26 protein-coding genes are annotated in these 24,785 nt (G+C 66.3%); 15 read left to right on the top strand and 11 right to left on the bottom strand.

Annotated elements, in window-relative coordinates:
• Positions 1 to 162: 162 nt before the first annotated feature.
• From HALRU_RS13315 to HALRU_RS13300, 4 genes are all read left to right on the top strand, one after another.
• The gene (locus HALRU_RS13315; RefSeq protein WP_015301910.1) at positions 163 to 1,791 is read left to right on the top strand and encodes a sulfatase; all 1,629 of its coding nucleotides are present in this window, start codon (positions 163 to 165) and stop codon (positions 1,789 to 1,791) included.
• 138 nt (positions 1,792 to 1,929) lie between these two features.
• A complete protein-coding gene (locus tag HALRU_RS13310) occupies positions 1,930 to 2,793 on the top strand; it encodes a hypothetical protein (RefSeq protein WP_015301909.1) in 864 nt (287 codons plus the stop codon).
• 97 nt (positions 2,794 to 2,890) lie between these two features.
• Positions 2,891 to 3,892: a glycosyltransferase family 4 protein gene (locus tag HALRU_RS13305; protein WP_015301908.1), complete on the top strand. Its 1,002-nt coding sequence runs from the start codon at positions 2,891 to 2,893 to the stop codon at positions 3,890 to 3,892.
• A complete protein-coding gene (locus tag HALRU_RS13300) occupies positions 3,889 to 4,992 on the top strand; it encodes a glycosyltransferase (protein ID WP_015301907.1) in 1,104 nt (367 codons plus the stop codon). Before HALRU_RS13305 ends, HALRU_RS13300 begins: the two co-directional genes overlap by 4 nt.
• A 77-nt stretch (positions 4,993 to 5,069) precedes the next feature.
• On the opposite strand, the gene HALRU_RS13295 is transcribed toward HALRU_RS13300, so the two are convergent.
• Entirely contained in the window at positions 5,070 to 5,417 is a 348-nt protein-coding gene (locus HALRU_RS13295; RefSeq protein WP_015301906.1) for an SHOCT domain-containing protein, read from the bottom strand.
• A gap of 53 nt (positions 5,418 to 5,470) precedes the next feature.
• Positions 5,471 to 5,839 carry a DUF5518 domain-containing protein gene (locus HALRU_RS13290; RefSeq protein ID WP_015301905.1) on the bottom strand — a complete coding sequence of 123 codons (369 nt, stop codon included), beginning with the start codon at positions 5,837 to 5,839 and terminating at the stop codon, positions 5,471 to 5,473.
• A gap of 133 nt (positions 5,840 to 5,972) precedes the next feature.
• On the opposite strand from HALRU_RS13290, the gene HALRU_RS13285 reads away from it, so the two are divergent.
• The 3 genes from HALRU_RS13285 (at position 5,973) to HALRU_RS13275 (ending at position 10,997) form a co-directional block, all read left to right on the top strand.
• Positions 5,973 to 7,019, top strand: a complete 1,047-nt coding sequence (locus HALRU_RS13285) for an NOG1 family protein (protein ID WP_015301904.1) — start codon at positions 5,973 to 5,975, stop codon at positions 7,017 to 7,019.
• 420 nt (positions 7,020 to 7,439) lie between these two features.
• Positions 7,440 to 9,956: a ribonucleoside-diphosphate reductase subunit alpha gene (locus HALRU_RS13280; RefSeq protein ID WP_015301903.1), complete on the top strand. Its 2,517-nt coding sequence runs from the start codon at positions 7,440 to 7,442 to the stop codon at positions 9,954 to 9,956.
• Between the two features lie 9 nt (positions 9,957 to 9,965).
• Positions 9,966 to 10,997, top strand: coding sequence for a ribonucleotide-diphosphate reductase subunit beta (locus HALRU_RS13275; protein WP_281098742.1), 1,032 nt, complete (start codon positions 9,966 to 9,968; stop codon positions 10,995 to 10,997).
• Positions 10,998 to 11,063: 66 nt separating this feature from the next.
• On the opposite strand, the gene HALRU_RS13270 is transcribed toward HALRU_RS13275, so the two are convergent.
• Positions 11,064 to 11,564 carry an acyl-CoA thioesterase gene (locus tag HALRU_RS13270; protein WP_015301901.1) on the bottom strand — a complete coding sequence of 167 codons (501 nt, stop codon included), beginning with the start codon at positions 11,562 to 11,564 and terminating at the stop codon, positions 11,064 to 11,066.
• A 260-nt stretch (positions 11,565 to 11,824) separates the two neighbouring features.
• Here HALRU_RS13270 and HALRU_RS13265 point away from each other — a divergent pair, with 260 nt between their 5' ends.
• Positions 11,825 to 12,877, top strand: a complete 1,053-nt coding sequence (locus tag HALRU_RS13265; RefSeq protein WP_015301900.1) for a guanosine monophosphate reductase — start codon at positions 11,825 to 11,827, stop codon at positions 12,875 to 12,877.
• Positions 12,878 to 12,941: 64 nt separating this feature from the next.
• Here HALRU_RS13265 and HALRU_RS13260 read toward each other — a convergent pair whose 3' ends face one another.
• Both HALRU_RS13260 and HALRU_RS13255 read right to left on the bottom strand, forming a co-directional pair.
• Positions 12,942 to 13,391 carry a flagellar protein G gene (locus HALRU_RS13260; RefSeq protein ID WP_015301899.1) on the bottom strand — a complete coding sequence of 150 codons (450 nt, stop codon included), beginning with the start codon at positions 13,389 to 13,391 and terminating at the stop codon, positions 12,942 to 12,944.
• Between the two features lie 45 nt (positions 13,392 to 13,436).
• The gene (locus tag HALRU_RS13255) at positions 13,437 to 14,858 is read right to left on the bottom strand and encodes a TIGR00341 family protein (RefSeq protein ID WP_015301898.1); all 1,422 of its coding nucleotides are present in this window, start codon (positions 14,856 to 14,858) and stop codon (positions 13,437 to 13,439) included.
• 170 nt (positions 14,859 to 15,028) lie between these two features.
• On the opposite strand from HALRU_RS13255, the gene engB reads away from it, so the two are divergent.
• Positions 15,029 to 15,646: a GTP-binding protein EngB gene (gene engB / locus HALRU_RS13250; protein ID WP_015301897.1), complete on the top strand. Its 618-nt coding sequence runs from the start codon at positions 15,029 to 15,031 to the stop codon at positions 15,644 to 15,646.
• A 271-nt stretch (positions 15,647 to 15,917) separates the two neighbouring features.
• On the top strand, positions 15,918 to 16,331 hold the full coding sequence (locus tag HALRU_RS13245; protein WP_015301896.1) for a DoxX family protein: 414 nt from the start codon (positions 15,918 to 15,920) through the stop codon (positions 16,329 to 16,331).
• Positions 16,332 to 16,516: 185 nt separating this feature from the next.
• Here the strand turns inward: HALRU_RS13245 and HALRU_RS13240 are convergent, their stop codons facing one another.
• Together HALRU_RS13240 and HALRU_RS13235 are read right to left on the bottom strand one after the other, a co-directional pair.
• The gene (locus HALRU_RS13240; protein WP_015301895.1) at positions 16,517 to 17,230 is read right to left on the bottom strand and encodes an HAD family hydrolase; all 714 of its coding nucleotides are present in this window, start codon (positions 17,228 to 17,230) and stop codon (positions 16,517 to 16,519) included.
• 4 nt (positions 17,231 to 17,234) lie between these two features.
• Positions 17,235 to 18,089: a hypothetical protein gene (locus HALRU_RS13235; protein WP_015301894.1), complete on the bottom strand. Its 855-nt coding sequence runs from the start codon at positions 18,087 to 18,089 to the stop codon at positions 17,235 to 17,237.
• A 233-nt stretch (positions 18,090 to 18,322) separates the two neighbouring features.
• Here HALRU_RS13235 and HALRU_RS13230 point away from each other — a divergent pair, with 233 nt between their 5' ends.
• Positions 18,323 to 19,240, top strand: a complete 918-nt coding sequence (locus HALRU_RS13230; protein WP_015301893.1) for a DMT family transporter — start codon at positions 18,323 to 18,325, stop codon at positions 19,238 to 19,240.
• A gap of 216 nt (positions 19,241 to 19,456) precedes the next feature.
• Here HALRU_RS13230 and HALRU_RS13225 read toward each other — a convergent pair whose 3' ends face one another.
• The 3 genes from HALRU_RS13225 to HALRU_RS13215 are packed head-to-tail and all read right to left on the bottom strand — an operon-like array spanning position 19,457 to position 21,513.
• On the bottom strand, positions 19,457 to 20,848 hold the full coding sequence (locus HALRU_RS13225) for an NUDIX domain-containing protein (RefSeq protein WP_015301892.1): 1,392 nt from the start codon (positions 20,846 to 20,848) through the stop codon (positions 19,457 to 19,459).
• Positions 20,849 to 20,878: 30 nt separating this feature from the next.
• The gene (locus HALRU_RS13220) at positions 20,879 to 21,271 is read right to left on the bottom strand and encodes a PIN domain-containing protein (RefSeq protein WP_015301891.1); all 393 of its coding nucleotides are present in this window, start codon (positions 21,269 to 21,271) and stop codon (positions 20,879 to 20,881) included.
• Entirely contained in the window at positions 21,268 to 21,513 is a 246-nt protein-coding gene (locus tag HALRU_RS13215; RefSeq protein WP_015301890.1) for an antitoxin VapB family protein, read from the bottom strand. The genes HALRU_RS13220 and HALRU_RS13215 overlap by 4 nt, the downstream gene beginning before the upstream one ends.
• A gap of 136 nt (positions 21,514 to 21,649) precedes the next feature.
• On the opposite strand from HALRU_RS13215, the gene HALRU_RS13210 reads away from it, so the two are divergent.
• On the top strand, positions 21,650 to 22,486 hold the full coding sequence (locus HALRU_RS13210; protein ID WP_015301889.1) for a coenzyme F420-0:L-glutamate ligase: 837 nt from the start codon (positions 21,650 to 21,652) through the stop codon (positions 22,484 to 22,486).
• A complete protein-coding gene (locus tag HALRU_RS13205) occupies positions 22,483 to 23,550 on the top strand; it encodes a 5,10-methylenetetrahydromethanopterin reductase (RefSeq protein WP_015301888.1) in 1,068 nt (355 codons plus the stop codon). Before HALRU_RS13210 ends, HALRU_RS13205 begins: the two co-directional genes overlap by 4 nt.
• Positions 23,551 to 23,564: 14 nt before the next feature.
• Here HALRU_RS13205 and HALRU_RS13200 read toward each other — a convergent pair whose 3' ends face one another.
• On the bottom strand, positions 23,565 to 23,759 hold the full coding sequence (locus tag HALRU_RS13200; RefSeq protein WP_015301887.1) for a hypothetical protein: 195 nt from the start codon (positions 23,757 to 23,759) through the stop codon (positions 23,565 to 23,567).
• A 102-nt stretch (positions 23,760 to 23,861) separates the two neighbouring features.
• Between HALRU_RS13200 and HALRU_RS13195 the strand changes: the two genes are divergently transcribed.
• Both HALRU_RS13195 and HALRU_RS13190 read left to right on the top strand, forming a co-directional pair.
• Entirely contained in the window at positions 23,862 to 24,254 is a 393-nt protein-coding gene (locus HALRU_RS13195; protein WP_015301886.1) for a DUF7573 domain-containing protein, read from the top strand.
• A gap of 170 nt (positions 24,255 to 24,424) precedes the next feature.
• Positions 24,425 to 24,619: a cold-shock protein gene (locus HALRU_RS13190; protein ID WP_015301885.1), complete on the top strand. Its 195-nt coding sequence runs from the start codon at positions 24,425 to 24,427 to the stop codon at positions 24,617 to 24,619.
• The last annotated feature ends 166 nt before the right edge of the window (positions 24,620 to 24,785 follow it).

Below are 24,785 nucleotides of genomic sequence, written 5' to 3'. Positions count from 1 at the left end.
CGGGTGGCGGGAGGTACTGAACACCGACAGGCGCCGGGTGTCGAGAGGTACCGACCGCTGGCAGATGACGAGCAGTGACGGGTTCCAGACCGACAGATGCCATCGCCTTCGTGATCCGTACCCAGCGCCGATTTAAGGGGCTGGCTGTGGTGGAAGCGACGGATGGTCGCCAGTCCCCAGCGGAACGTCCTCTTCGTGATCCTGGATACGGTCAGGAAGGATCACCTGGGCCCGTACGGCGCCGACAGCCAGACGACTCCCACACTCACCCGGTTCGCCGAGGACGCAACCGTCTTCGAGTCGGCCGTCGCGCCCGCACCGTGGACGCTTCCGGTCCACGCGTCGCTGTTCACCGGCCTGTACCCGAGTCAGCACGGCGCCACGCAGGAGCGGCCGTACCTCGACGACGCGACGACGCTGGCCGCGACGCTCTCGGCGGCCGGCTACGAGACGGGCTGTTTCACGTCGAACGCCTGGATCTCGCCCTATACGGGACTTACTGACGGGTTCGACGCACAGCGGTCGTTCTTCGAGGTGCTCCCGAGCGACGTCCTCTCGGGGCCGCTCGCTCGGACGTGGCGAACGATCGTCGAGTCGGAGCCCCTCCGCGGCGTCGCCTCGCGCCTCGTCAGGGCCGGGGCGACGGCCCACGACTACCTGGCGAGCGGTGACGGCGCGGACTCGAAGACGCCGGCTGTGATTGACCGGACCCGTTCGTTCGTCAGGACAGCCGAGCGAGAGCGGACGGCGAGCGACCCCGGCTGGTTCGCGTTCGTCAACCTGATGGACGCCCATCTGCCGTACTACCCACCGGCCGAGTACCGCGACCGGTTCGCGCCGGGCGTCGACCCCGACGCCGTCTGCCAGAGTTCCAAGACGTACAACGCCGGGGTGCGCGAGATCGACGCCGAGGAGTGGGACGAAATCGGCGCCCTCTACGACGCCGAGATCGCCCACATGGACGCCGAACTCGGCCGGCTCTTCGCGTGGCTCCGCGAGACCGGTCGGTGGGCGGAGACGACGGTCGTCGTCGCGGCCGATCACGGCGAACTACACGGCGAACACGACCTCTACGGCCACGAGTTCGCCCTCTACGACGAACTCGTGAACGTCCCGCTCCTGGTGAAACACCCCGAGCTCGACCAGGGCCGACGGGACGACCTCGTCGAACTGCTCGATCTGTACCACACGATCCTCGACGTGCTGGACGTCGACCCGGCGACGGTATGGGACGGGCTGGAACCGGGTGCTGGTGAATCGGGCGGTGAATCCGCTTCCGGCTCGTCGCCACCCGCTCTCGTCGCCCGCGACACGACCAGATCCCTGCTCGCCGACGAGTACCGCTCGTTCGACGACGTGTCTCGCCCTGACCCCGGTCAGCGAGCCGTTCGCGACGCTCCCGACGACTACGCCTTCGTCGAGTACGCCAGACCACTCATCGAGCGCCACCACCTCGAGGCGAAGGCGTCCGAGGCTGGTATCTCCCTCCCCGAGGACCATCGATCGGGCGCGCGCCAGCGGGCGGCGCGCAGTACCGTCGCCAAGTACGTTCGCGCCGATCGAATCCCTGACGAGGGGTACCGACTCGATCTCGACCCGGCGGAAACGACGCCGGTCGATCCGGAGACGGACGAGGTGGTCGCCGCGGCCGAACGCGCGCTCGCCTGGTTCGAACCTGCGGTCGGCGGCACCTGGGACGACGCGTCCGGACCGACCGACCCGGACGACATCCTCTCGGACGTGGACGACCGAACCCGCGACCGGTTGCGCGAGCTCGGATATCTAGAGTGAGTGGCACGTCGGCAGCATGGGGCTGACCGTTCCGGCGCATGTGGACGTCTGCTGGCGATTCGCCGGGCGCGGGTGGTCCGATGCCGTGATTGTCCGATCCCAATACAATTACGTAGGTCCACTCGAAAGCCTCCGATAATGGAAGACCAGCGGTTTCTCGAATCGGAGTGGGACTACTGTCTGGTACTCGACGCGTGTCGATACGACGTCTTCGCGGACGTCTACGACGAGTATCTGGACGGCTCGCTCGAGAAGCGCCGCAGCGTCGGGTCGTCGACACCCGAGTGGGCCTACCGAACGTTCACGGGGGACCACGACCTCGCGTACTTCTCCGGGAATCCGTTCATCAACGATCTCGGCATCCCGCTGAACGAACTGAAGTGGGGGGCGAGCTGTGACTACGAGTGGACCGCGACCGACCACATCAGCGACCTCTTCGACGTCTGGAAGACCGGGTGGGACGACGACCTCGGGACGGTTCCGCCGGCGGGTATCGAGGACGCGTTCCGCGAGAATCAAGCGGCCGTCGACCGCGCAGAGCGGACGGTATTGCACTACATGCAACCGCACGCACCGTATCTCTCACGGGGGAAGGGGGCGAAGCTCAAACAGATCCAGAAGGGGATCAAGAAACAGGAGGAAGCCGAGGCCGCAGCCGACGGTGGGAGCGACGGCGCGCTCTCCTCGCTCACGGGATCGATCCGGCCAAAGGTCGAACAGAAACTCGAAGGAAGCGAACTCGCCCAGAAGGCGGGCCTCTGGCTCGAACTCGACAAGGGCGATCTCGTCAAGAACGGCACACGCGACGCCGCACTCGCGCTCTACGAGGAGAACCTCCGGATCGTGCTGGAGAGTATCGCCGACCTCGTCACCGAACTCGACGGTCGCGTGATCGTGACCGCCGATCACGGCGAAGCATTCGGCGAAGAGGGCGTCTGGGAGCACCACATCGAGACGCACATCCCGGCGCTCATGGAGGTGCCGTGGCTCGAAGTCGAGTGAGCGAGGGTCGTGGTCGATCGACCACGGCGACTCGCGAACCCGACTCGACACCGGCCACCTGGAGGCGCTCACGAGATGATCGATACACACCGTAGTCATGCTGGTCAGCCACTATTTCGAACTCGCCGAGCACGTCACCGGCGGGATCAGCGAGTCGGTCGCCCACCAGCGCAAGATGCTCGATCGCCTGGACGTCTCCTACACGACCCGGCCGACGCTCGACGCCGACGTCATGCACTTCAACCTCATGGGGCCGCGGTCGGTGTGGTACGCCAAACGCGCCCGGTCGAAGGGGATCCCGGTCGTCGCGAACACGCACGTCACCGCGGAGGACTTCGGCGACAGCTTCCGTTTTACGAACGCGCTCGCCAGGCCGCTGAAGCCGTATCTCCGCTGGGCGTACGGGCACGCGGACGCGCTCGTCTGTCCGTCGGCGTACAACCAGGACCTGATCGACACGTACACGGACGTGCCGACGACCGTCGTCTCGAACGGCGTCGACACCGAGAAACTCGAGGGATTCGAGTCGCTCGAGGCCGAGTACCGCGAGCGCTACGACCTCTCGGAACCGACCGTCTTCCTCGTGGGCCACGTTATCAAGCGCAAGGGCCTGGAGACGTTCGTCGAACTGGCCCGGGCACGTCCGGAGATCGACTTCGCGTGGTTCGGTCCGCTGGACCTCTCGTTGAAGGGGCGGGAGACGACGGCCCTGATCGAGAACGCACCCGAAAACTGCACGTTCACCGGTTTCGTCGACGACATCCGCGGGGCGTTCGCGGCGGGCGACGTCTTCTGTTTCCCCACCCACGAGGAGAACGAGGGGATCGCCCTGCTGGAGGCGATGGCCGCCGGCAAACCGGTCGTCGTCCGCGACATCGAGACCTTCTCCTGGCTGGCCGACGGCGAGGACAGCCTGAAGGTCTCGCCCGACCCCGGCGAGCCGGACGTCGAGGCGTTCGCTGCGGCGATCGACGACCTCACGGACGCCTCCCGCCGAGAGACGCTCGGCGAGGCCGCCGCAGCGCGCGTCGAGCCGTTCTCGCTCGCGCCGGTCGCGGACAGCTATCGCGCACTCTACGACGAGGTGACCGCTGAATGAAGATCGGCTTCTTTACGGACAGTTACTTCCCCGAGATCGACGGCGTAACGTACACGATCAAGCTCTGGCGCGAGGAACTGGAGCGGGCGGGCCACGAGGTCCACGTGATCTACCCGGACGGCGACTACGAACCGGGCGAGCGCGAACACCCCGTCCGGTCGCTGCCCAACCCCTTCTACTCCGGGTATCGCGTCCCGCTCTACCGGCGCCTCTCGACGCTGCCGGAGCTGGACATCGTCCACTGTCACGGCCCGGCCCCGGTGGGTCGGCTCGGCCGTCGGTACGCCAAGAAACACGACGTGCCGTCGATCTACACCCACCACACGCCACTGGAGGAGTACTTCCACCAGAGCATCAAGGTCGGCCCGCTCGCGACCGCCCTCGCGAAACTGTACGTTCCGATCGAGAACGCCTTCCTGCGCGGGTTCGACCTCGTCACCGCCTCGACCAAGCGGATCGATCGCAACGTCGAACACGTCCCGCTCCCCGTCGGCATCGATATGGACTTCTTCCAGCCGACCGACGAGGACTGGTACCCCGATCGGACGGTGATCGGCTACAGCGGCCGCCTCAGCATGGAGAAGAACGTCGAGGAACTCCTCCGGGCGGCCCGCGAACTGCCCGAGTACGACTTCGTCGTCGTCGGCGAGGGGCCCCGTCGCGGCCCGCTCGAACGTGAGGCGCCCGACAACGTCGAACTGCGGGACTTCCTGCCCCGCGAGGACCTGCCGACCTTCCTGTCGTCGCTCGACGCGTTCGTCACCTCCTCGACCGGCGACACGCTCGGCCTCTCGACGCTCGAGGCGAACGCCTGCGGGACGCCGGTCGCAGCGGCGGACGTCGCTCCCTTCGATCAGACGATCGGGACGGGCAACGGCGAGCGTTTCGAACTCCGCGACCTGGACTCGATGGTCACGGCCATCGAGTCCTGTCTGGCGGCCGACCGCGACACGCGTGGGGCCGTCGAGCGCTACGCCATCGATCACACGCTCTCCCACCTCGAACACCTCTACGAGAGTGCCGGGTCGGCGACCGCCGAACTCCCGACGACGGCCACCGATCGCTGGTTCCCCGACGACTCGCAGCGTTCACTCGACTGAGTCGAGACACCTGGTCGCTACAGCCAGAATCGACAGCGTGCGGCGCCTGTTCGTCACGTCCCGGGCACGTCCGCCACTTACCAGTCGTCGTCAGCGCCGTCCGTCCGAGTGAGTCGGTCGTACCGGTTTTCGAACTCCTCGTCCGTGAGTTCGCCACGTGCGTAGGCGGCCCGCAGTTCTTCGATGGCCCGATCCTCGTCGTCGCCGGTCACCACGGTGTACAACAGGTACCCGACGCCGAGCAGGACGAGTAGCGGGAGGAGGCTGGCAGCGAGCCAGAACAACAATCCGACACCACCGATCCCCATCCCGACGTGGCCGAACCCGGCCAGCGACGGGAGGAACACCGCGCCGAAGAAGAGCGGAAAGAGCACGAATACGGCGAGCAGGACGAGGCCGACTTTCAGGAGATCGTCGCTATCCATGCAGTCGTATTGACAGGCCAGCTACGTAGTCGCTTCGCCCGGACGGGGGTCGACTAGGCGATCGCAGCACCGATGGCCCCTGCGATGGCGCTCTCGATCGCCATCACGAATCCGATCACGATGGCGAGGAAGACGATCGCCAGTCCCGCGACCCCGCCGACGGCCGCGCCGACTGGGCCGAGTGCCAGCCCGCCGATTCCGACGGCGAGAGCGAGCACGACCCCTGCGATGATAGCGCCGAGGCCGCCCGCGAGCGTGCCGTGCCAGGCACCGCTCCAGAGACCGCCCCCGGCCATGTAGCCCGCGACGAAGCCGCCGAGGAGCCCGGCGGTTAGCTGGCCGAAGACCGGCACTGCGAGGCCGACGATCGACGCGACGGTCATGACCAGGAAGCCGACGATCACGGCGTGCCAGTCTGTCATACCCGATCGAAGGGAGTGTGGCGGCAAAAGCGCGTCGCCACCGGGACAGCTTGGCGTGCAGCACGTACACACTCGACAGGACTCGCGCCGGCCAACGGACGCGCTTTTAAGAACGCCGCCCGTAGCGACGGGCATGATTTTCGAGGACCTTCCGACGACGCCGACGTCGGAAGAGCTGATCGACAAAGCGTTTTCGCGCGCGTCACGGGCCGGGCGGGCCCAGCAGGGCCTGGAGGCCCAGCAGTCGATGCTGCAGACGGCGGGCAACATCGTCTCAGACAATCTGGAGAACGTGGTCACGGCGTGGCCGGACTTCGAGTACGACGTCTCACCGTTCTACATGGAACTCGCGGAGGCGATCCTGGCGGAGGTGACGCTCGGTCCGGAGTCCGTGGCTGACGACGAGGACGATCGGAACGGTGTTGATGGCCTGCGCCAGGCGCTCTCGCGAGTCTCGTGGGCGGCCAGGCAGACGGAGGAGATCCAGCGTGAGTACCAGTCGAAGCTGCGCAAGACCGACGTCGACACCGCGCGCAAGCACCGAAAACAGGCGTTCGCTCGCCTGGCCGACGTCGTCGAGCAGGTCGACGTCGACCTCCGGGCGATCAACGACGCGCGAAACGCGCTGCGGGACCTGCCCGAGATCAACCCCGACGAACCGACGATCGTCGTGGCGGGCTACCCCAACGTCGGCAAATCCTCGTTCGTCAACACCGTGACGCGCGCCCGCGGCGAGACGGCGAGTTACCCCTTCACCACCAAGGGTGTCGGACTGGGTCACCTCGAACGCGATCACATCCGGTACCAGCTCGTCGACACGCCTGGACTGCTCGACCGGCCACCGGAGGAGCGAAACGAGATCGAATCCCAGGCGGCGAGCGCCATCGAGCACCTCGCCGACTGCGTGCTCGTCTTCCTCGATCCCAGTGGGGGTGCCGGCTACCCGATCGAGGCTCAGCTCGAACTCCGTGACGCTATCGCCGCACAGTTCGAATCGATCGAGGTACCCGTCATCACCGTCGCGAACAAGGTCGATCGGTTCGATCCCGACGACGAGTCGCTCCCCGCCCTCGACGCGGACTTCCTGATGAGCGTCGAAACCGGCGAGAACGTCGAGACCGTGCTCGAGGCCGCCATCGACGCGATCGACTACGAACCGGAGTTACCGTTCGAGGGGTGACCGTCTCCGGCCGTCGGGTCGCGGTCGAGTCCGTCCCTTCGGACCGCCTGTCCTGATCCGGACCGCTTCCGCACAGACTTTGACACACTTGTTCGGATGCTTCGACGCACTCCATCCTGTCCAGCCGAAGCCCTCTGCCCACTCCTTCGAAGTTATCTGACCGACCATCTCGAACGGCCTTCGCCTCGTAGCTGTCGCTGCTCTCACCGTCTTCCACCCAGTGCGTCAGAACGCGCTGCAGCGGCTCTTCGCGGAGTACAAATACACTTGTACTATTGAAAGTATATTGGACACATTTATGGTCGATCACTCGGTACCCGATAGTGCAGAGAGGACGGACTCTCCGCATTCAGGGGACGAGAGCACCAGCAGTGCCAACTATGCACTGCCGAGCGGCCCCGACAGTCGAATACACCCACCATGACCACACAGACGACCACTGCAGCCGAGACGATCCGTTCGATCCTCGACCGTGCGCGAACCGGTCACGAGGCCACGCTGCCGGACGACGTTCGTGACGAACTCGTCGCAGCGATCGAGCGGAACCTGTACGATGGCGCATCGCTCGAAGAGATCTACCGCGCGACCACGCAGGCACTGACGGCCAGAATCGAACGAGACCCCGCGTTCGGACACATCGCTGCCGACGTGTTCCGACAGCGGTACTACTGGGAGGTCATCGGCGAGCGCCTCACCGGGTTCGAGCTCGACGAGGCGTACCGCGCGACGTTCGTCGCGAACGTCGAGCGCGCCGTCGAGGCGGAGCTGCTCGACGACCGCATGACCGACCGATTCGACCTCCGGGCGCTGGCCGACTATCTGGCGATCGAGCGCGACGAACACTTCTCGTACATGGCGATGGAGACGCTCTCCCAGCGCTATTTCTTGAAGACGGCCTCGGACGGCGACCACCTGGAACTGCCCCAGGCGTTCTGGATGCGCGTCGCCATGGGGCTTGCCCTCGAAGAGGACGACCCGCAGGCCCGGGCGATGGAATTCTACGACGTCCTCTCGAACCTCGAGTTCACCCCGTCGACGCCCACACTCTTTCACAGCGGGACGACCCACCCCCAGCTGTCGTCGTGTTACTTGACGACCGTTCAGGACGACCTCGAACACATCTTCGAGTCGTACAAGCACCAGGCCCAGCTCTCGAAGTGGTCCGGTGGTCTCGGCACCGACTGGACCAACCTCCGAGCGTCGGGCGCACTCATCGAGAGCACTGGCGTCGAGTCCACCGGTATCGTTCCGTTTCTCCGCATCGGCAACGACGTCACCGCCGCCATCAACCGCTCGGGCAAGCGACGCGGCGCGGCCTGTGCGTACCTCGCGTGCTGGCACCTCGACTTCCCTGCATTCCTCGACCTGAAGCGAAATACCGGCGACGAGCGTCGGCGCACGCCGGACATGAACACGGCCGCCTGGATCCCCGACCTGTTCGTAGAGCGCGTCGAGAACGGCGAGTCGTGGACGCTGTTCAGCCCCGACGAAACGCCAGAGTTACACGATCTCTCCGGTGCGGCGTTCGAAGAGCGCTACCGCGAGTACGAACGCCGGGCCGAGAACGGCCAGCTCAGACAGTACGAACGCGTCGACGCCGAGGAGCTCTGGCGCGACTTGCTCACCCGGCTGTTCGAGACCGGTCACCCCTGGATCACGTTCAAAGACCCGTGCAACCTCCGGTCGCCCCAGGATCACGTGGGGACGATTCACTCCTCGAATCTCTGTACGGAGGTGACGCTGAACACGAGCGCGGACGAGCACGCCGTCTGTAACCTCGGCAGCGTCAACCTCGCCACGCATATCGCGGACGGCGAACTGGACCGCGAGCACCTGGCAGCCACCATCGAAACTGCGATGCGGATGCTCGATAACGTGGTGGATCTGTGTTTCTACCCGACCGACCAGGCGGCACGGGCGAACTCGCGACACCGGCCGGTTGGACTCGGCGTCATGGGCTTTCACGACGCCCTCATGGAACTCGAGGTGCCGATGAACGCCGAAGCGGCCGTCGAGAAAGCCAACCGCTGGCAGGAGTTCGTCTCCTACCACGCGATCTTCAATTCCGCACGCCTCGCCGCGGAACGTGACACGTACGAGTCCTACGAGGGCTCGAAGTGGGATCGCGGACTCCTCCCGCAGGACACCGTCGACCGACTCGAAGCGGAACGAGGGCGGCCGATTCCGACCGATCGCGAGGAGACGCTCGATTGGTCGATCGTGCGCGAGCACGTGGCCGAACACGGGATGCGCAACTCCAACGTGATGGCCGTCGCCCCGACCGCGACCATCTCCACGATCAACGGGACGACACCCTCCATCCAGCCGATCTACTCGAACCTCTACGTCAAATCGAACATGAGCGGTGACTTCACGGTCGTCAACGAGCACCTCGTCTCCGACCTGAAAGATCGCGACCTGTGGGACGCAGAGATGATCGATCGGATCAAGTACCACGACGGCTCCGTCCAGGAAATCGACGCGATTCCGTCCTCCCTCAGAGAACGGTATCGCAACGCGTTCGAGATCGACCCACGCCATCAACTCCGGCTCACTGCCCACCGTCAGACGTGGATCGACCAGTCGGTCTCGCACACTGTCTTCTTCCCGAGCACTGACGGGACACTGCTCGACGACGTCTACCGGACGGCGTGGGAACTCGGTCTGAAAACGACGTACTACCTCCGGACGCTCGGCGCCTCGCAGATCGAGAAGTCCACGCTGGACATGGACGAGTACGGGAACACCCAGCACCGTAGCGCACCCGGCAGTGACGGGCGGACGGTGGGTGAAACGGACGCCGACGACGTAGACGGTGGAACGACGGACGATGACCCGGACGGCGGAACGATCGATGGCGACCCGGACGGCGGAACGACCGACGGTGACACCGACCTGTGTACCGTCGAGGATCCGACGTGCGACGCCTGCCAGTGACGAACCGACATCACCGCATCACCCACCACCCGACATACTTGCCAACACATGCCACTCATCAACAACGACGACCAGCACGATCCGAACAAGATCCTGCCCATCGACTACGACTGGGCCAGAGAGTACTACGTCGCCGGGGTGAACAACAACTGGGTCCCGGAAGAGATCCCGATGCAGGACGACGTTTCGCAGTGGAACGACGACACGCTGTCCGACGCGGAACGCCAGCTCGTCGAGTGGAACCTGGGGTTCTTCTCGACGGCCGAGTCGCTCACCGCGAACAACATCGTCCTCGCGCTGTACGAGTACGTCACCGCACCCGAGTGCCGCCAGTATCTGCTTCGACAGGCCTACGAGGAGGCCATCCACACGGACACGTTCATCTACTGCTGTGACAGCCTCGGGTTCGATCCCGAGTACCTCTATGGGATGTACGAACGCGTCCCGTCCATCGCGGAGAAGGACGCGTTCGTCGTGGACCTTACCCAGTCCATCGACGACGCCGACTTCACGATCGAGACGGCGGACGACGTGCGCGCGTTCCTCCGCGACCTGATCGGCTTCTACGTCATCATGGAGGGCATCTTCTTCTACGCCGGCTTCGCCATGATGCTCGGGCTCAAACGCCGGAACAGGATGGTCGGGATCGGCCAGCAGTTCGAGTACATCTTGCGCGACGAGTCACTCCACGTCGGGTTCGGCGTCGACCTCATCAATCAGATTCGCGTCGAGAACCCGGACGTCTGGACCCCCGAGTTCGAAGCGGAGGTCGCCGACCTGATCGCCGAGGCCGTCGATCTGGAGCAGATCTACGCGACCGAGGCGTGCCCCGCCGACGTCCTCGGCATGAGCGCGCCACAGTTCGCCGAGTACGTCGAGTACGTCGCGGATCGGCGACTCACGCAACTCGACATGGACGAACAGTACGGGACGGAGAATCCGTTCCCGTGGCTGTCCGAACAGGTCGACCTGAACAAGGAGAAGAACTTCTTCGAGACGCAGGTGACCGAGTACCAGAGCGGCGGCAGCCTCGACTGGTAGCGACTGACCCGACTTGCCTCGATCGTCGCGTTGCCGTTTTTCTCTCTCTCTCTCTCTCTCTCTCTCTTACTCGTCGACCGCCGCAGCGAGGCGCCGACGACGTGTTCGTCGCTTCTCGACCGCATCGTCCCGAAGCTCCTCTTGGGCCGGTGACTCACACTGGAGGGATGGGACTGCAGCGGGGTTCTCCTCGGCGTCGAGCGCGACGAACGTGAAGAACGACGTCGCCGCGTCCCACCGCTCGCCGTCGTCGGGGCGTTCGGCGCGGACGTCGACCATCACGTCCATGCTGGTGCGACCGGTGTCGAAGACGTAGGCCGAGACCGTCACGACGTCCCCCAGATCGATCGGCGCGATGAAGTCGACGTGGTCCATGGAGGCAGTGACGACCTGGCGATTACAGAATCGCCGCGCGGCGATCGCACCGCAGATGTCCATCCAGGAGAGGACGGACCCGCCGAGCGCCCGGCCGAGGTTGTTCGTGTCGTTCGGCATCAAAATCTCGCTCATCTCGGTGTGTGAGTTCCGAAGCGACGCCGTCTCGTCCGTGGATTGTCGTGCTGGCATACGTCGACATCGACCCAGCACGACAATAATTCCTTCTAAATTGTATTAGTGAAAGTTAGATTGGATTCGTTCCGGGGATGGCCGTGATCGGGGCAGGTGTCACCAACGCTGATCGGGCGAGCTGTCGTACCGGTGGTCAGGGAAGGGCTGTATCGGGTGGTCGGCGAGGTATTGCCACCGCTGGCCGATGGCGGGAGCCATCCTGCTAGCCGATAGGCGTCGTCACCCTTTTACCGCTCAGCACCGTCACTAGGGGCGGTATGGACGAGCTACGGACCGGTCTGTCCTACGGCGACGTGCTGGTGGTCCCCCAGCGATCCGACGTGGACAGTCGTTCGAACGTCGACCTCTCGACGCGCCTGACCGACGGGATCGAACTCGCGACGCCGCTCCTGTCAGCGCCGATGGATACCGTCACCGAGGCCGAGACGGCGATCGCGATGGACGAGGCCGGCGGCATGGGGACGATCCACCGCTTCCTGACGATCGAGGAGCAGGCCGCCGAGGTGCGCGAGGCGGTCGCGGCCGAGGCCACCGTGGGTGCCGCGGTCGGTATCGCCGGCGACCCGATCGAGCGAACGGACGCGGTCGTCGACGCCGGCGTGGACTGTGTGATGGTCGACGTCGCACACGGACACCTGGAGCGCTGTCTCGACGCGGTGGCCGCCATCCGCGACGCGTTCCCCGATGTCGACCTGATCGCCGGTAACGTCGCGACGCCCGCCGGCGTCGCCGATCTGGCCGAGGCGGGTGCCGACTGCGTCAAGGTCGGGATCGGCCCCGGCTCGCACTGCACCACACGTCGCGTCGCCGGTGCGGGCGTTCCCCAGCTCACCGCCGTCAGTGACTGCGCCGAGGCAGCCGACGAGTACGGTGTGCGGACCATCGCCGACGGGGGCATCCGCTGTTCTGGCGACGCCGTGAAGGCGCTGCTCGCGGGGGCCGACGCCGTGATGATGGGGAGCCTCTTCGCCGGCACCGCCGAAGCGCCGCCGGCGACCGTCGAGATCGACGGCACCCGGTACAAGCGCTCGCGCGGCATGGCGACGACCGCGGCGAACGAGGCCCGGACGGACACCGACGAGCTCCCCGACGCGGACGAAGGCGTCGAGGGGCTCACGGAGTACAGGGGTCCGCTGGTCGACGTAGCGGCCGAGTTCGCCGCCGGCATCCGCTCCGGACTGAGCTACGCGGGCGGCCACACCATCGTGGACGCACGCGAGTCCGCCGAGTTCATCCGCGTCGCCCAGAGCGCCCGCGAACGGGAGGGTGCTCACGGCGACCACGATTGGGAGAACGTCGTCGTGGAGTGAGCCGTCGCGGTCGACACACCCGTCTCGGCATCCGCCAGGACATCGACAGGGGTTAGGGGGTCACTCAGGCACGTTCGAACGTGAGCCGCGCGTCGGCGTCGTGAATCCGCACGAGCACGCGGTGAGAACCGGCACCCGGGTCGCCCGGAATCGTCATGCGAAGTGTCGTCCCGGGGCGCCAGCCATCGCCGTTGGGAACCGACGTGTTCGTCGCGGGCTGGTACTCGCCGTCGAGTAGCACGTCGAGCGAGGCGGGCTCTAGGCTCTCGTCACCGACGTTCTTGACGTAGACGACGACACCCCCGTCGCCGCCGGCCGCGTCGGGATCGTACGCGTCCGTCGCCGGGTCGTTGACGATGTCCACGTCCGTCTCGAGCGAGGCGACGCGCCGGTCGCTCTCTCCACCGATCGAATCCGCGAGGTGGCCGGACTGTGTGACGATCGTCCCCACGGCGACGGCGGTCACCGAGACGATCGCGACGAACAGTATCAACTGGACGATCGATTCACGCACGGGTATGCCTCGTCGGTCCCGATTCGCCGGGGAACGAGTATAGGCCTACCGGCCCGGACCGAGGACCGGGCGAGCACCGCTCACTCCGATCCGAGGCGGCCCCGTCGGCGCTCTGGGAACCGGCGGTTCGACGGATTCGGCCGTCTCGTTCGTCTCGTTGTCTGCTCCTGTCGCCGGTGGATCGGCCTCGGCGATGGCGATGTAGCGGACCTGGACGGAGACGTCGCTGGCCGCCTGTTCGGCGACGCGTTCGCGAATCGCCGCGGCGAGCGTCGGATCGACCTCCCCAGGTGGCGCGCCGACGGTGACGATTACCCTCGAGGGCTCGCGGACGGGAAGGCTCTCGTCGAGTTCGACGCTGAGGTCTAACAACTGGGCGGCGTCGTCCTCGGCGAGGACGGCCTCCACCTCCTCCCTCGCATCCTGTTCGAACGTCGAGACCTGGTAGGAAGCGTAGGTGATGCCGCCGAGGAAGAGCGCGAAGATTCCGACGATGACGACGAGCCCGATCACCCGACGGCGGACCCGGCTCTCGGTTGGCCCCAGGTTCCACAGCCCCTCCGGCCGATAGCCGGCGTACCACAGCGTCACGAGCCCGGCGAGGTTGACCGAGAGGACGTTCACGAAGACAAGCGTCGTCGCCCCAAGGGCCGCTGCTGGCTCGCCCCAGGCGATCGCGATGCCGGCGGCCGCGGCGGGCGGGATGAGGGCTGCGGCGATCATGACGCCGACCAGCGCCGTCGCCAGCCCCGTCGAGATACTCACCATCCCGGCGATGCCGGCGCCGAGCGCGATGGCCAGCGCGAGCAGGTCCGGCGCGAGCCGCTCGTTGATCTCCCCGACTTCGGTGAGTTCGAGGCTGGATGGGACGATGTTGGTTACGTTGACGAGGAGCGCGAAGAACGTGGCAGCGGCGATCGCGAGGCCGACGCCAAGCGCCTGGTACACGAGACTCTTCCGGAAGAGCGTCTCGTCGTTCAGGACCGAGCCGACGCTGGCCCCGAGGGCGGGGCCGATAAGCGGCGCGATGACCATCGAGCCGACGACGACGGCCGGCGAGTCGAGGAAGAGGCCGGCGGTGGCGACGACGGCGCTGATGATCGTCATCGCGACGTAGATCGACCGCGTCGGCGTCAGGGACTGTGCCTCGCTCAGCAACTCCTGGCGCGCGATGCGGTCTTCGTCGACGTCGTCACTCTCGTAGGCCTCCTTGAGTCGGTCGAACCGCCTCGATATGACGGTCTCGGCCTCGAGGACGACGGTGTACGCGTCCTCGGGAACGCCCTGCTCGCCGAGTTCGTCGAGCACCGGCTCGACGGCCGCCTTCGGGAGCGGGAAGTAGATCACGGCGGTGTAGCGTCGACTGCTCGTCTCCTCGGTCACGACGTAGTCGATCTCACGGTCGTCGAGGACGCCAGTGATGGCCTCGCGAGAGCCCGTCGGCACGGTCAACTGGACGAGTCGCACGATCGTCCGGACAGACGAAGGGGACCCACATAAGTTGGGGTCCCCAGCCGGGGTACCCGGATGACGAGCGTTCCGTTCCGGACCAGCCATCCAACCGATCGGTTCGGCCCGCCCACCGGCGTCGATGATCGGTCGCGTCACTTATGCCTCGCCCCTGCCTGTCTTCCGGTATGTTCGAAGGTCGGCCGGATCGCGACGCCGAGGTCGTTCTCGTCGGGCGGTCGAACGTCGGGAAGTCGACGCTCATGCGCGAACTCACCGGCCACGCGGTTGCAACGGGCGGCAAACCGGGCGTGACGCGCCAGCCCAATCACTACGACTGGGCCGCGGAGGACTTCGTCCTCACCGACCTCCCCGGGTTCGGCTTCATGAGCGGCGTCGAGGAGGAGCGACGCGAACAGATCAAGACCGACGTGGTGCGCTACGTCGAGGAGTACGCCGAACACATTCTCGTCGGCGTGCTCGTCGTCGACGGCAAGAGCGTGATCGACATCATCGACCGTCACTCCGGGCCGGACTCGATCCCCTACGACGTCGAGATGTTTCACTTCCTCCGGGACCTCGGGATTCCGACCGTCGTCGCCGTCAACAAGATGGACAAGGTCGACGACCGCGACGAGCGCCTCGACGACCTCTGCGACCGACTCGGCCTGCACCCGCCCTGGAAACAGTGGCAGGACACGATCGCGCCCATCTGTGCCAAACGCGGGTCGATCGATCCGCTCACCGAGGCCGTCCGGACGCACCTTCACGAGGCGGCACGCGACGACCTGTTCAAATTCTTCTAGCGCTTCGTTCCTCCCGGGTCGTCCTCCGTTCTTCTCGGTTCGTCCGGTGGTGGTGCCCCGTCCCGCGGTAATCGCTCCAGTCGATCCTGCGGTTACACCGGTGTTACTTCATTTCACAAATGTCCGAGAACGTATATACTCTCGTGGCCCCTCTCAGTAGTTGCATGACCGTTCCCACGACGCGTCCGTCGCACTCGGCGGATCGTCTCGACCTGTCTCGATCGGCTGCCCATGACGGAACCAGCACGCCCACGCTGGAGGTGGCCGACTGATGTTCGAATCCACACCGATGGAGGTCGCCTTCCTCCTCGCTCGTGTCCTCTTCGGCGGGACGCTCGCGTTCATGGGCCTGAACCACTTCATGGATGTCGAAGGAATGGCCGGCTACGCCGAATTCAAGGGCCTCCCGGCGCCGAAACTCTCGGTGCTCGGCAGCGGCGCCCTGCTCGTCCTCGGCGGCCTCTCGCTCATCGCGGGTGTCTTCCCGACGCTCGGTGCCGGCGCACTCGCCGCGTTCTTGCTCGTCGCCGCCGTGACGATGCACGACTTCTGGCGCATGGAGGGTGAGGAGGCCCAGAACGAGATGACGGCCTTCCTCAAGAACGTCTACGGCGCCGGTGCGGCGCTGGCCTTCCTCGCTGTCGCCTCTGCGACCTGGCCCTATGCACTGAACATCGGGCTCTAGACGCGACGGGCGAACCGCCGTAGGCGCAGCCCACTACTCAGTACCCCACTACATCGAACCGCTAACTGCCACACCGCTCGCCGGGCCCCTCGTTTCTCGCTCGAGATTGCAATAGTCTGCTACTCCCGACCGATTTCGCCGCCATCCGCGGCGTCGGCGTCGAAGATGATTCGCCACGCCGACGATCACGACCCAGAGACGATGGCGGGCACGGCCCGGAGCGACTCGATCTCGTAGTCGGGCTCGACGGAGAGCGCCGCGCGTCGGTTGTGTGATCGGCGGACGAACGCCGAGTCCAGGCCGGCACGATCGGCGGCGACCACGTCGCTCTCGCTGTCACCGACGTACAGCGCGGACGTCACCCCGAGGTCAGCCACGGCGCGTTCGACGTAATGTGGATTCGGTTTCTTCCGCGAGAGACTCTCGATCGTCATCGGGCGACCGTAGTAACAGTCGAACAGCGGTTCCAGCTCGAAGTGCGAGAGGACGAATTCGATCGTCGAGTGGTGGTTGTTGCTGACGACGCCGCGCGGGCGCCGTACGTCCCGAAGAGCGCCAATATCGTCGTACACCGATCGTTCCCCGGCGCGAAACGCCTCGAGTTGCGAGTCTTCGTCGTGGCGTTCCCGAGCCCGCCAGAACGATTCCGGGTCGAGGCCGTAGCGGGCACAGCAGGCCTCGAGTTCGGCCTCGGTTGGTCCCGAGAGGATCGCGTCGACGTCGGCCGGATCCGGCTCCGTCACGCCGACCGCGGCGAACGCCGCCTTCGTCGCCGCGGTTTTGGTTTCGATTCCCGGGGGGTCGACGAGCACCCCGTCGTTGTCGAACAGGATCGCGTCGTAGACAGACACGAATCCGAGTGCACAGTCAGTCGCCGTGATCGTTTCGATCCGGTCCACCTCGTTACGGGTTCCTCGCCCTCATCCGTCCGTACGCCTGTACCACCGCATCGTTCGCACGTTGTCTGTCCAGCACGGCTTCCACGGTGTCGACGTCCTCGGGGAACGTTCCGTAGACGATTCGATCGCAGTGGGGCTCGACCATCCGCGTTACGTCGTGAAGTCGGTCGACGTCGGTCCCGTCGACGGAAAGCTGGACAGAGATGCTGGTGTCCAGCCCGCTTAGCTCCGTGCCGAACCCGCGGGCCAGCGTTTCGACCCAGTACGGTGTCTCGTAGTTTCCACAGAGCGGTACGACGAATTCGTCGACGTGGGGTTCGAGCGCCGCGGGGTCGAGCCCGGTCCGTGCACGGCTCGCCCCGGGGTAGGGATCCGGGTACAGCGTGACGGACAGGTCACCGCCGACCCGGTCGGCGGTATCGGCGACGAAGTCCGTGAGTACGCTCGCTCGCCAGCCCGCCCGATCGTGATGGTCGCTTGCCGCGAACTGGTCGTCACAGCGCTCGCAGTGGCAGAACTCGTGTCCGGGGAAGCCGACCGTCGTCAGGCGGACATCGCCGTTCGCGCCTACGGTCGCGATTCGGTCGAGCAACTGCCCGCGGTAGGCCTCGTCGGTCGGACAGACGGTCCCCCAGTGGTGGCCCTCGGCGTCCGGTGTCGCCCGGGTGCCGTCAACGCTGACGGCGGCCCGTGTGGGGTCTCGTTCGACTGCAGCGGTGTCGCCCCAGCAGGCGACGACTGCGGTGGTTCCGGGGAGCGGTTCCGATCGCGTTCCATCGACCTGGTCGACGAAATACGAGACGGACTCCGTCGGTGACTCACGAGCGAGATCGGCGTCGCCGGTCAGGACGGCGTGCATGTGCCCGCCTCCGTTTCCTGAGTACGTAACTGTGGGTGGACCGGCGCTGTCGAACGGTCCGACCTCTGGTGACCCGTGTGCCGTCTCATGGGCTGTCCGGGCTGCGGTCGCACGCCGTCTCGACTGTGGTCACACGTCGTTCCAACTGTGGTCGCACGTCGCCTCGACTGTGGTATGGTGAGGCGTCTCAACACGATGGTAATATTTTTGATAATTCGGCGTGACTCGAAATCGTGTCCCGCGATCGCTACGCCACGGCCGGACTCTTCGTCCTCCTCGCGACGCTGTGGGGACTCTCGTTCGTCGCGACGAGAGCGGCGGTCGCCGACGTGCCGCCGGTTCTCCTGGCGGCGCTGCGCTTCGACGTGGCGGGACTACTCCTGCTCGGGTATGCGGCGTGGTCGACCCGCCACTGGGTCCCGAACTCACGCGCGGACTGGCTCAACGTCGGACTCGGCGGGTTGCTGTTCGTCGCCGCGCATCACGCGTTCCTCTTCGCCGGCCAGCAGTACGTGACCAGCGCAGTCGCGGCCGTCATCGTCAGTCTCGACCCGATTCTCGCCGCGGCGTTCGCTCGTCTCGCTCTCCCCGAGGAAGCCATCTCTCGCCTCGGTGCAGCGGGACTCGTCGTCGGGCTCGTCGGGGCGATCGTCGTCGCCGACCCCGATCCGGGCTCGCTTACGGCGGCGCGCAGCGTCGGCGGCTTCCTGGTCTTTCTCGCAGCCGCCGCGTTCGCCCTGGGGGCCGTCCTCACGCGTCGCACACGGACGACGCTGCCCGTCCAGAGCATGCAGGCCTGGATGATGCTCGTCGGCGCGGCGATTCTACACGTCGTCGCGGTCGCCATTCCCGGTCAGGATTTTTCCGCTGCCGTCTGGACCCAGTCGGCGCTCGTCGGTCTCGCCTACCTCGCCGTGGTCGCGGCCGGCGTCGGCTACCTGATTTACTTCGCACTGCTGGACCGGGTCGGCCCCGTCGAGGTCAACCTCGTCGGGTACGCGGCGCCGGTCGCCGCGGCGATCGGTGGATGGCTACTGCTCGACGAAGCGGTCACGTTCCGGACGATCGTCGGCTTCGGGGTCATCCTCGTCGGTTTCGCCCTGGTCAAACACCGGGCGCTCCGGGCCGAGGTGTCGCGCGCTCGGTCGTAAGGTTGCCCACCGTTAGCTCGCCCGGAGCCGGCTGCGAAGACGGCCGTCGCTCGCGGGTCTGGGAACGGGCGGCTCGGGAAAATCCCTCGTCACACGGGGCTCGGTGGGGGTAACTGCTCGTCACGGCCGCCCGTGGGCCCGTTCGCGGCCGACCGGTTTCGGTGTGTCGCTTCCGCCCCAGGAGGGATGACGCGATCGGTCCGAGACCGAGAGTCGTCAGCTCCAGGTTTCGTTCTCGCGGAATTCGGCCGCGATACGCTCGGTGTCGGCCGGTTCGAGGATGCCCCGGTCGGTGACGATGCCGGTGACGCAGTCGGCGGGTGTCACGTCGAACGTGGGATTCGTCACGTCGATCCGTGCGTCGCCGTCGTAGACGTCCGTCCGATCGCCGGACTCCAGGTTGACCGTCTCACGCGTCGAGATCTTGTCGCTCGCGGCGACGGCGTAGACTGGAACGTCCTCGCGGGCGGCGGCGAGCGTGGCGGCGCGCGTTCCCGTCTTGTTCACCACGCGGCCGTCCGGGAGGATCGTGTCGGCACCGACGAGGACGGCGTCGATCCCTTCCTCGGCGAGGACGTGCGCCACCGCGGCGTCGGGACAGAGCGTGACGGCGGTTGCGTCCGCCAGCGTCTCTGCCGTCGCGACACCTTCCCTCCCGGGTTGGGACGCCGCGACGAAGACCCGATCGGGTTCGCCCGCGAGGATAGCGTCGTGGACGGTTCCGGACCACGAGAGTGTCAGGAGTCGCCCAGTCACAACCTCGGTCGCGCGGCCGGCCGCGTCTGCATCCGCGGCGACCGCTCGTTCGATCCCGTCGACGGCGGCTTCGAGTACCGAACCCGCGTCTGGCGTGTCAGTTTCCGCACTGGCTTCGCCATCAGTCGACGCTTCGGCCATCACCTGGTTGACGCGGTTACGGAGGACGGCCATGCTGGGGCGACTTTCGAGCAGTCGGTTGCCCACCGCCGCGAGTTCGTCCCATTCGCCGTCCGGGTCCACAGCCGATTCCGAGTCAGGTTCGGCGTCCGCAGTCGCTGCCCGCTCTCTGAGCAGGAGACCGGCCCGGTCCCTGAGCACTTCCATCGCGCGGATGGAGAGCCAGGCGGCCCCGTGGTCGTCGTCCGCCGCGATCGAGCGAACCGTCGGTGCGACTCGTTCGTAGGTCGCCCAGAGCTTCGGCACGGTCTCGCGCTCGGTCGTTCCTGACGCGCCCGCCGCGTCGTCGCCCGCGAGCGCCGTCGGCGGGATCCACGCCGCCTCGGTGTGTTCCTCGCTCAGGTCGATCTCGCGCGACGCTGCGTCGAAGAGGTACGGGTGGACGACCCACTCGCGATCGATCTCTGGATCCGAGACCGACACCGGTCGCCCGGCGCGGACCAGTGACATCTCGTCGGCGGTCAGTCCAGTCTCCTCGTCGATTTCGCGCCACACCTGCTCGTCCGGCTCGTCCTCGGCGAACCCGGAGACGCCGCCCCAGGCGCCGGGGTAGGTTCCCACGGCGTCGCTCCGTTTGCAGACGAGGATCTCCCCGCGATTCCGGAGGAACGCCGTGACGACGTGGTCCGGTTCGTCGTTCGTCGCGTCGGCTGTGTCTCGCGCTGTAGTCATATTCGGTCTGGGGGCGTCGGGTCGTACTCCTCAGTAGGATTCGACACGTAATTCATCGATTCGATCGAAATGGCGTACGTTCTCCGTGAGGAGCGGTTCCTCGTGCACCAGTGCGGTCGCGGCGATCACCGTATCAGCCAGTCCGATCTCGCGGCCGGCGGCCGTCAGCTGTCCATCGATTCGACCGGCTTTTTTCATGACGGTCGAATCGGCCGGGTACGTCGTTTTCGTGTCGAGCACAGCCTCGATTGCCTGACGGCGTTCCGTCGCGTTGTCGACTCGTTCGATGCTGTGATACAGTTCGAACTCCGACATGGCCGAGAGCCGCACCTGCCCGACCTGTGCTTCGATGTCGGCGACTTTCGCGATCGCCTGCTGGTCGTTCTGTAGAATTCGAATGAGGATGTTCGTATCGACGATCACGAGTCGAGTTCCTCGACGTAGCGATCGAGTTGGTCCCGTGAGCGTTCCTCTCGTGTTCGAATGGCGTCTCGCATCTCCGCCGCTTCCTCGTCCGAGACGAGGCCCGCCAGCTCGAGGAGTGACCGTTCGCCGGCGATGCGCTCGACCGTATCCGAGAACGACTCGCCAGGCTGTTTCCGATCTTTGAGCCGCTGGTAGGCGTCTGCGGTAAGCCTGACGTTCCGGTACTCCGTTTCGCCCATGCATACACGTGTGTGCAGCGAGCGCTTAACTGTTGTGCTGGGTCACGACAGCTGTCCCCGACACGCAACTCGCGTGCGACCGGCCGCCATCGCCGGTGACGGTGGGCTTTTTACGCGGCTGGCCCTCGAATCGGGCATGGAACTACACCCGGTCCCGGACCTGCCCGAAATCGAACCGGGGGACGACCTCGCCGCGATGATCGCCGAGCGCGCCGCGATCGAGCCGGGCGACGTGGTCACCGTCGCGAGTACGGTCGTCTCGAAGGCACAGGGCCGGACGGCGGACCTCGCAGACTTTCCGGCGGGACCGCGGGCCGTCGAACTCGCCGAGCGGTTCGAGGCGCTGACGGGCGAGGCGAAGGATCCGCGATTTGCCCAGGCCGTCCTCGAAGAGAGTACCGAGATCATCGTCGAGACCCCGTTCATGCTCACGGAGACGTGCTTCGGGCACACCTGCGTCAACGCGGGGATCGACCGCTCGAACGTCCCGGAACACGATCTGCTCTTGCTCCCGAAGCGACCGGCCGACCGCGCCGCGGGGCTCCGGGCCGGCTTGCTCGAACGCGCCGACGGACTCGACGCCGAAGCGGCCGACCGAATCGAAACTGCGGGCAGCGACGGGGACGTCCCCGACGGCATCGACGAAGTCGGCGTCGTCGTCACCGACACCTGCGGCCGGCCGTTCCGCCACGGCCAGCGCGGCGTCGCCCTCGGCTGGGCGGGCATGCCGGCCAGTCGGGACTGGCGCGGCGAGACGGATCGCGACGGGCGCGAACTCGGCGTCACCGTCCAGGCCATCGTCGACGAACTCGCCTCGGCGGCCAACCTCGTCACCGGCGAGGGCGACGACGGCACCCCTGCGGTGGTCGTGCGCGACTTCGACTTTGGCGATCACGCCGGTGGCGCCTCCCTCTTCCGCTCGGTCGAGAAGGATCAGGTGCGACAGGCGCTCCGGGAGTGGTCGTACGAATGACTGAAGACTCCTCCGGCTCCGCCGAAGACGGGGGTTCGTCGTCCGGTGCGTCGACGCTCGGGTCCGTCGATCCTGCCGACATCTCGTGGGGGATCGAACTTACGCCCGAGCATCCGGTCGATCGGCTCGCTTCGCTGGCCAAACGGGCGGAAGATGCCGGATTCGACGCCGCGTTCACCAGCTCGCACTACTTCAATCGGGACCCGTGGATCACCCTCTCCCGGATGGCCGACGCGACCGACGAGATCGCCCTCGGGCCCGGCGTCGTCAACCCCTACGAGACTCATCCGGCCACGCTTGCGTCCGCCGTGGCAACGCTCGACGAGGTGAGCGGCGGCCGGGCGGTCTGTGGCCTGGGCGCGGGTGACCGGTCGACGCTCGCTGCCCTCGGAATCGACCGCGACAGGCCCCTGCGACGCGTCCTCGAGACGATGCAGGTGGCTCGGGACCTCTGGGCCGGCGAGACGGTCACCCACGATGGCGCGGTCACCGTCGAGGACGCGTCGCTCAACGTCGACCCTGTCGACGTCCCCGTCTTCGTCGGCGCGCAGGGACCTGGGATGCTCGGGATGAGCGCCGCCCACGGCGACGGCGTGTTGATCAACGCCGCCCACCCGCGCGACCTCGCCTGGGCGAGCGACCAGCTCGACCGCGGACGCGAGAAACGCGCGGCCGATCGCGACCCGCTTCGCACGCTCGCGTTCGCGAGTACGAGCGTCGCGGAGACCGAGGCGGCCGCGCGGGAAGCCGCCAGACCACCGGTCGCGTTCATCGCCGGCGGTGCCGCGGAGCCGGTCCTCGATCGCCACGATATCGATCACGAGGCAGCGGCCGCCGTGAGCGACGCGCTCGAACGCGGGGCGCTCACCGACGCGTTCGAACACGTCACACCGGGGATGATCGATGCCTTCTGCGTCGCGGGAACCGTCGAGACGGTCACCGACCGGTACCGTGTCATCCTCGAACACGTCGACGGCATCGTCGTCGGATCGCCGCTCGGTCCGGATATCGGCGCCGCGATCGAGCGGGCGGCGACGGCGCTGTCGGCGGCGTCACCGAACTGAGAACAGCTTCGTACTCAACTGGGTGTCACGGCGTCGACGGCGGCCCCCGCGGCGAGGTAGCCGACGAACGCCATGGAACCGCCGACGAGGAGCGCGCCGACGAGGAAGAGCAGCGGTGCCAGCAACTCTCCGGTGGCGATGTCGCCGAAGAGTTCGACGAGTTTCGACAGCTGTTCGCCGACGTTCGTGGGTGGCGGAACGTCCGACATAGGAGCGGATTTTGCCTGGCGCTATTTGGTGATATCGGTTGTCGTGCCGGGTTCGCGGGCGAAGCCGTTCGACTTACGGTCTACGCGCTCGTGTGCACTCCCGTGAAACGGTCGACGCTCGACGAGTTCGCAGAGTCCGCCGATACGGGCGCGGAGTCTTCCGAGACGACCGCAGACGGGAGTGACGTCGCTCCGAGCGACTCGCCCGTCGAAGCCGACCAGGGCGCTGCCACCGACGGTGCGCGGAGCGACGAGTCGGGGGACGACGAGCGACAGGCAGACGACGAGCGACGGGGGGCCGACGATTCCCCGGCCGACGAATCCGAGACAGACACGAACGCACAGCCGAGTGGCGACGCGCAGTCGGACGAACGGGAACCAGTCACGACGTTCGCCGCGGGATCGCCGGGCCCGTGTGCTGCCTGCGGTGATTCGACCGACCGTCGCTGGCGAACGGATCGGGGTTACGTCTGTCCGTCGTGTATCGAGTGGTAGCTCCCGACCCAACGACTCTCGTATCGACGTCTGGCCAGCTTGTCGACGTCGGGTGATGGCACTATTCCGTCTGCACATCCACTGAACCGACGATCCTGGGCACGTGACTGTGTGTCTCGGTACCGTCCTCCAGAACCTTTAAGCTGTCAACACGCCATTGTCAACGTGCAATGGCGAAAGGTACGGTTGCGTTCTTCAACGATACGGGCGGTTACGGATTCATCGAAACTGACGACGCCGACGAGGACGTGTTCTTCCACATGGAGGATATCGGCGGTCCCGACCTAGAGGAGGGGCAAGAACTGGAGTTCGAGATCGTCGAGGCCGACAAAGGCCCGCGCGCACAGAACGTCGAACGCCTGTAAGGTGGAGACGGCGGATAGTTTCCGATCGTCACGTCCGACGAGCGGTGCGGCCGTCGATCCCAGATTGACCTGCGGAGACACGTTTTCACCAATCCACGTCCTCACTCACGCTCTCGACCACGCCGGCCGTGATAGGTGTGTTCGGCGTGCACGTTATATTGAGGGA

The organism is Halovivax ruber XH-70 (assembly GCF_000328525.1).
GTDB classification, from domain to species: domain Archaea; phylum Halobacteriota; class Halobacteria; order Halobacteriales; family Natrialbaceae; genus Halovivax; species Halovivax ruber.
This window is presented reverse-complemented; position numbering and strand designations above follow the sequence as displayed.

Coding starts and splice junctions, on each gene's coding strand:
- HALRU_RS13215 (WP_015301890.1), bottom strand. CDS start 21,513: ATGGGCGAAACGGAGTACCGGAACGTCAGGCTTACCGCAGACGCCTAC.
- HALRU_RS13305 (WP_015301908.1), top strand. CDS start 2,891: ATGCTGGTCAGCCACTATTTCGAACTCGCCGAGCACGTCACCGGCGGG.
- HALRU_RS13205 (WP_015301888.1), top strand. CDS start 22,483: ATGACTGAAGACTCCTCCGGCTCCGCCGAAGACGGGGGTTCGTCGTCC.
- engB (WP_015301897.1), top strand. CDS start 15,029: ATGTTCGAAGGTCGGCCGGATCGCGACGCCGAGGTCGTTCTCGTCGGG.
- HALRU_RS13285 (WP_015301904.1), top strand. CDS start 5,973: ATGATTTTCGAGGACCTTCCGACGACGCCGACGTCGGAAGAGCTGATC.
- HALRU_RS13295 (WP_015301906.1), bottom strand. CDS start 5,417: ATGGATAGCGACGATCTCCTGAAAGTCGGCCTCGTCCTGCTCGCCGTA.
- HALRU_RS13300 (WP_015301907.1), top strand. CDS start 3,889: ATGAAGATCGGCTTCTTTACGGACAGTTACTTCCCCGAGATCGACGGC.
- HALRU_RS13190 (WP_015301885.1), top strand. CDS start 24,425: ATGGCGAAAGGTACGGTTGCGTTCTTCAACGATACGGGCGGTTACGGA.
- HALRU_RS13315 (WP_015301910.1), top strand. CDS start 163: ATGGTCGCCAGTCCCCAGCGGAACGTCCTCTTCGTGATCCTGGATACG.
- HALRU_RS13235 (WP_015301894.1), bottom strand. CDS start 18,089: ATGCACGCCGTCCTGACCGGCGACGCCGATCTCGCTCGTGAGTCACCG.
- HALRU_RS13210 (WP_015301889.1), top strand. CDS start 21,650: ATGGAACTACACCCGGTCCCGGACCTGCCCGAAATCGAACCGGGGGAC.
- HALRU_RS13290 (WP_015301905.1), bottom strand. CDS start 5,839: ATGACAGACTGGCACGCCGTGATCGTCGGCTTCCTGGTCATGACCGTC.
- HALRU_RS13280 (WP_015301903.1), top strand. CDS start 7,440: ATGACCACACAGACGACCACTGCAGCCGAGACGATCCGTTCGATCCTC.
- HALRU_RS13310 (WP_015301909.1), top strand. CDS start 1,930: ATGGAAGACCAGCGGTTTCTCGAATCGGAGTGGGACTACTGTCTGGTA.
- HALRU_RS13225 (WP_015301892.1), bottom strand. CDS start 20,848: ATGACTACAGCGCGAGACACAGCCGACGCGACGAACGACGAACCGGAC.
- HALRU_RS13245 (WP_015301896.1), top strand. CDS start 15,918: ATGTTCGAATCCACACCGATGGAGGTCGCCTTCCTCCTCGCTCGTGTC.
- HALRU_RS13200 (WP_015301887.1), bottom strand. CDS start 23,759: ATGTCGGACGTTCCGCCACCCACGAACGTCGGCGAACAGCTGTCGAAA.
- HALRU_RS13265 (WP_015301900.1), top strand. CDS start 11,825: ATGGACGAGCTACGGACCGGTCTGTCCTACGGCGACGTGCTGGTGGTC.
- HALRU_RS13270 (WP_015301901.1), bottom strand. CDS start 11,564: ATGCCAGCACGACAATCCACGGACGAGACGGCGTCGCTTCGGAACTCA.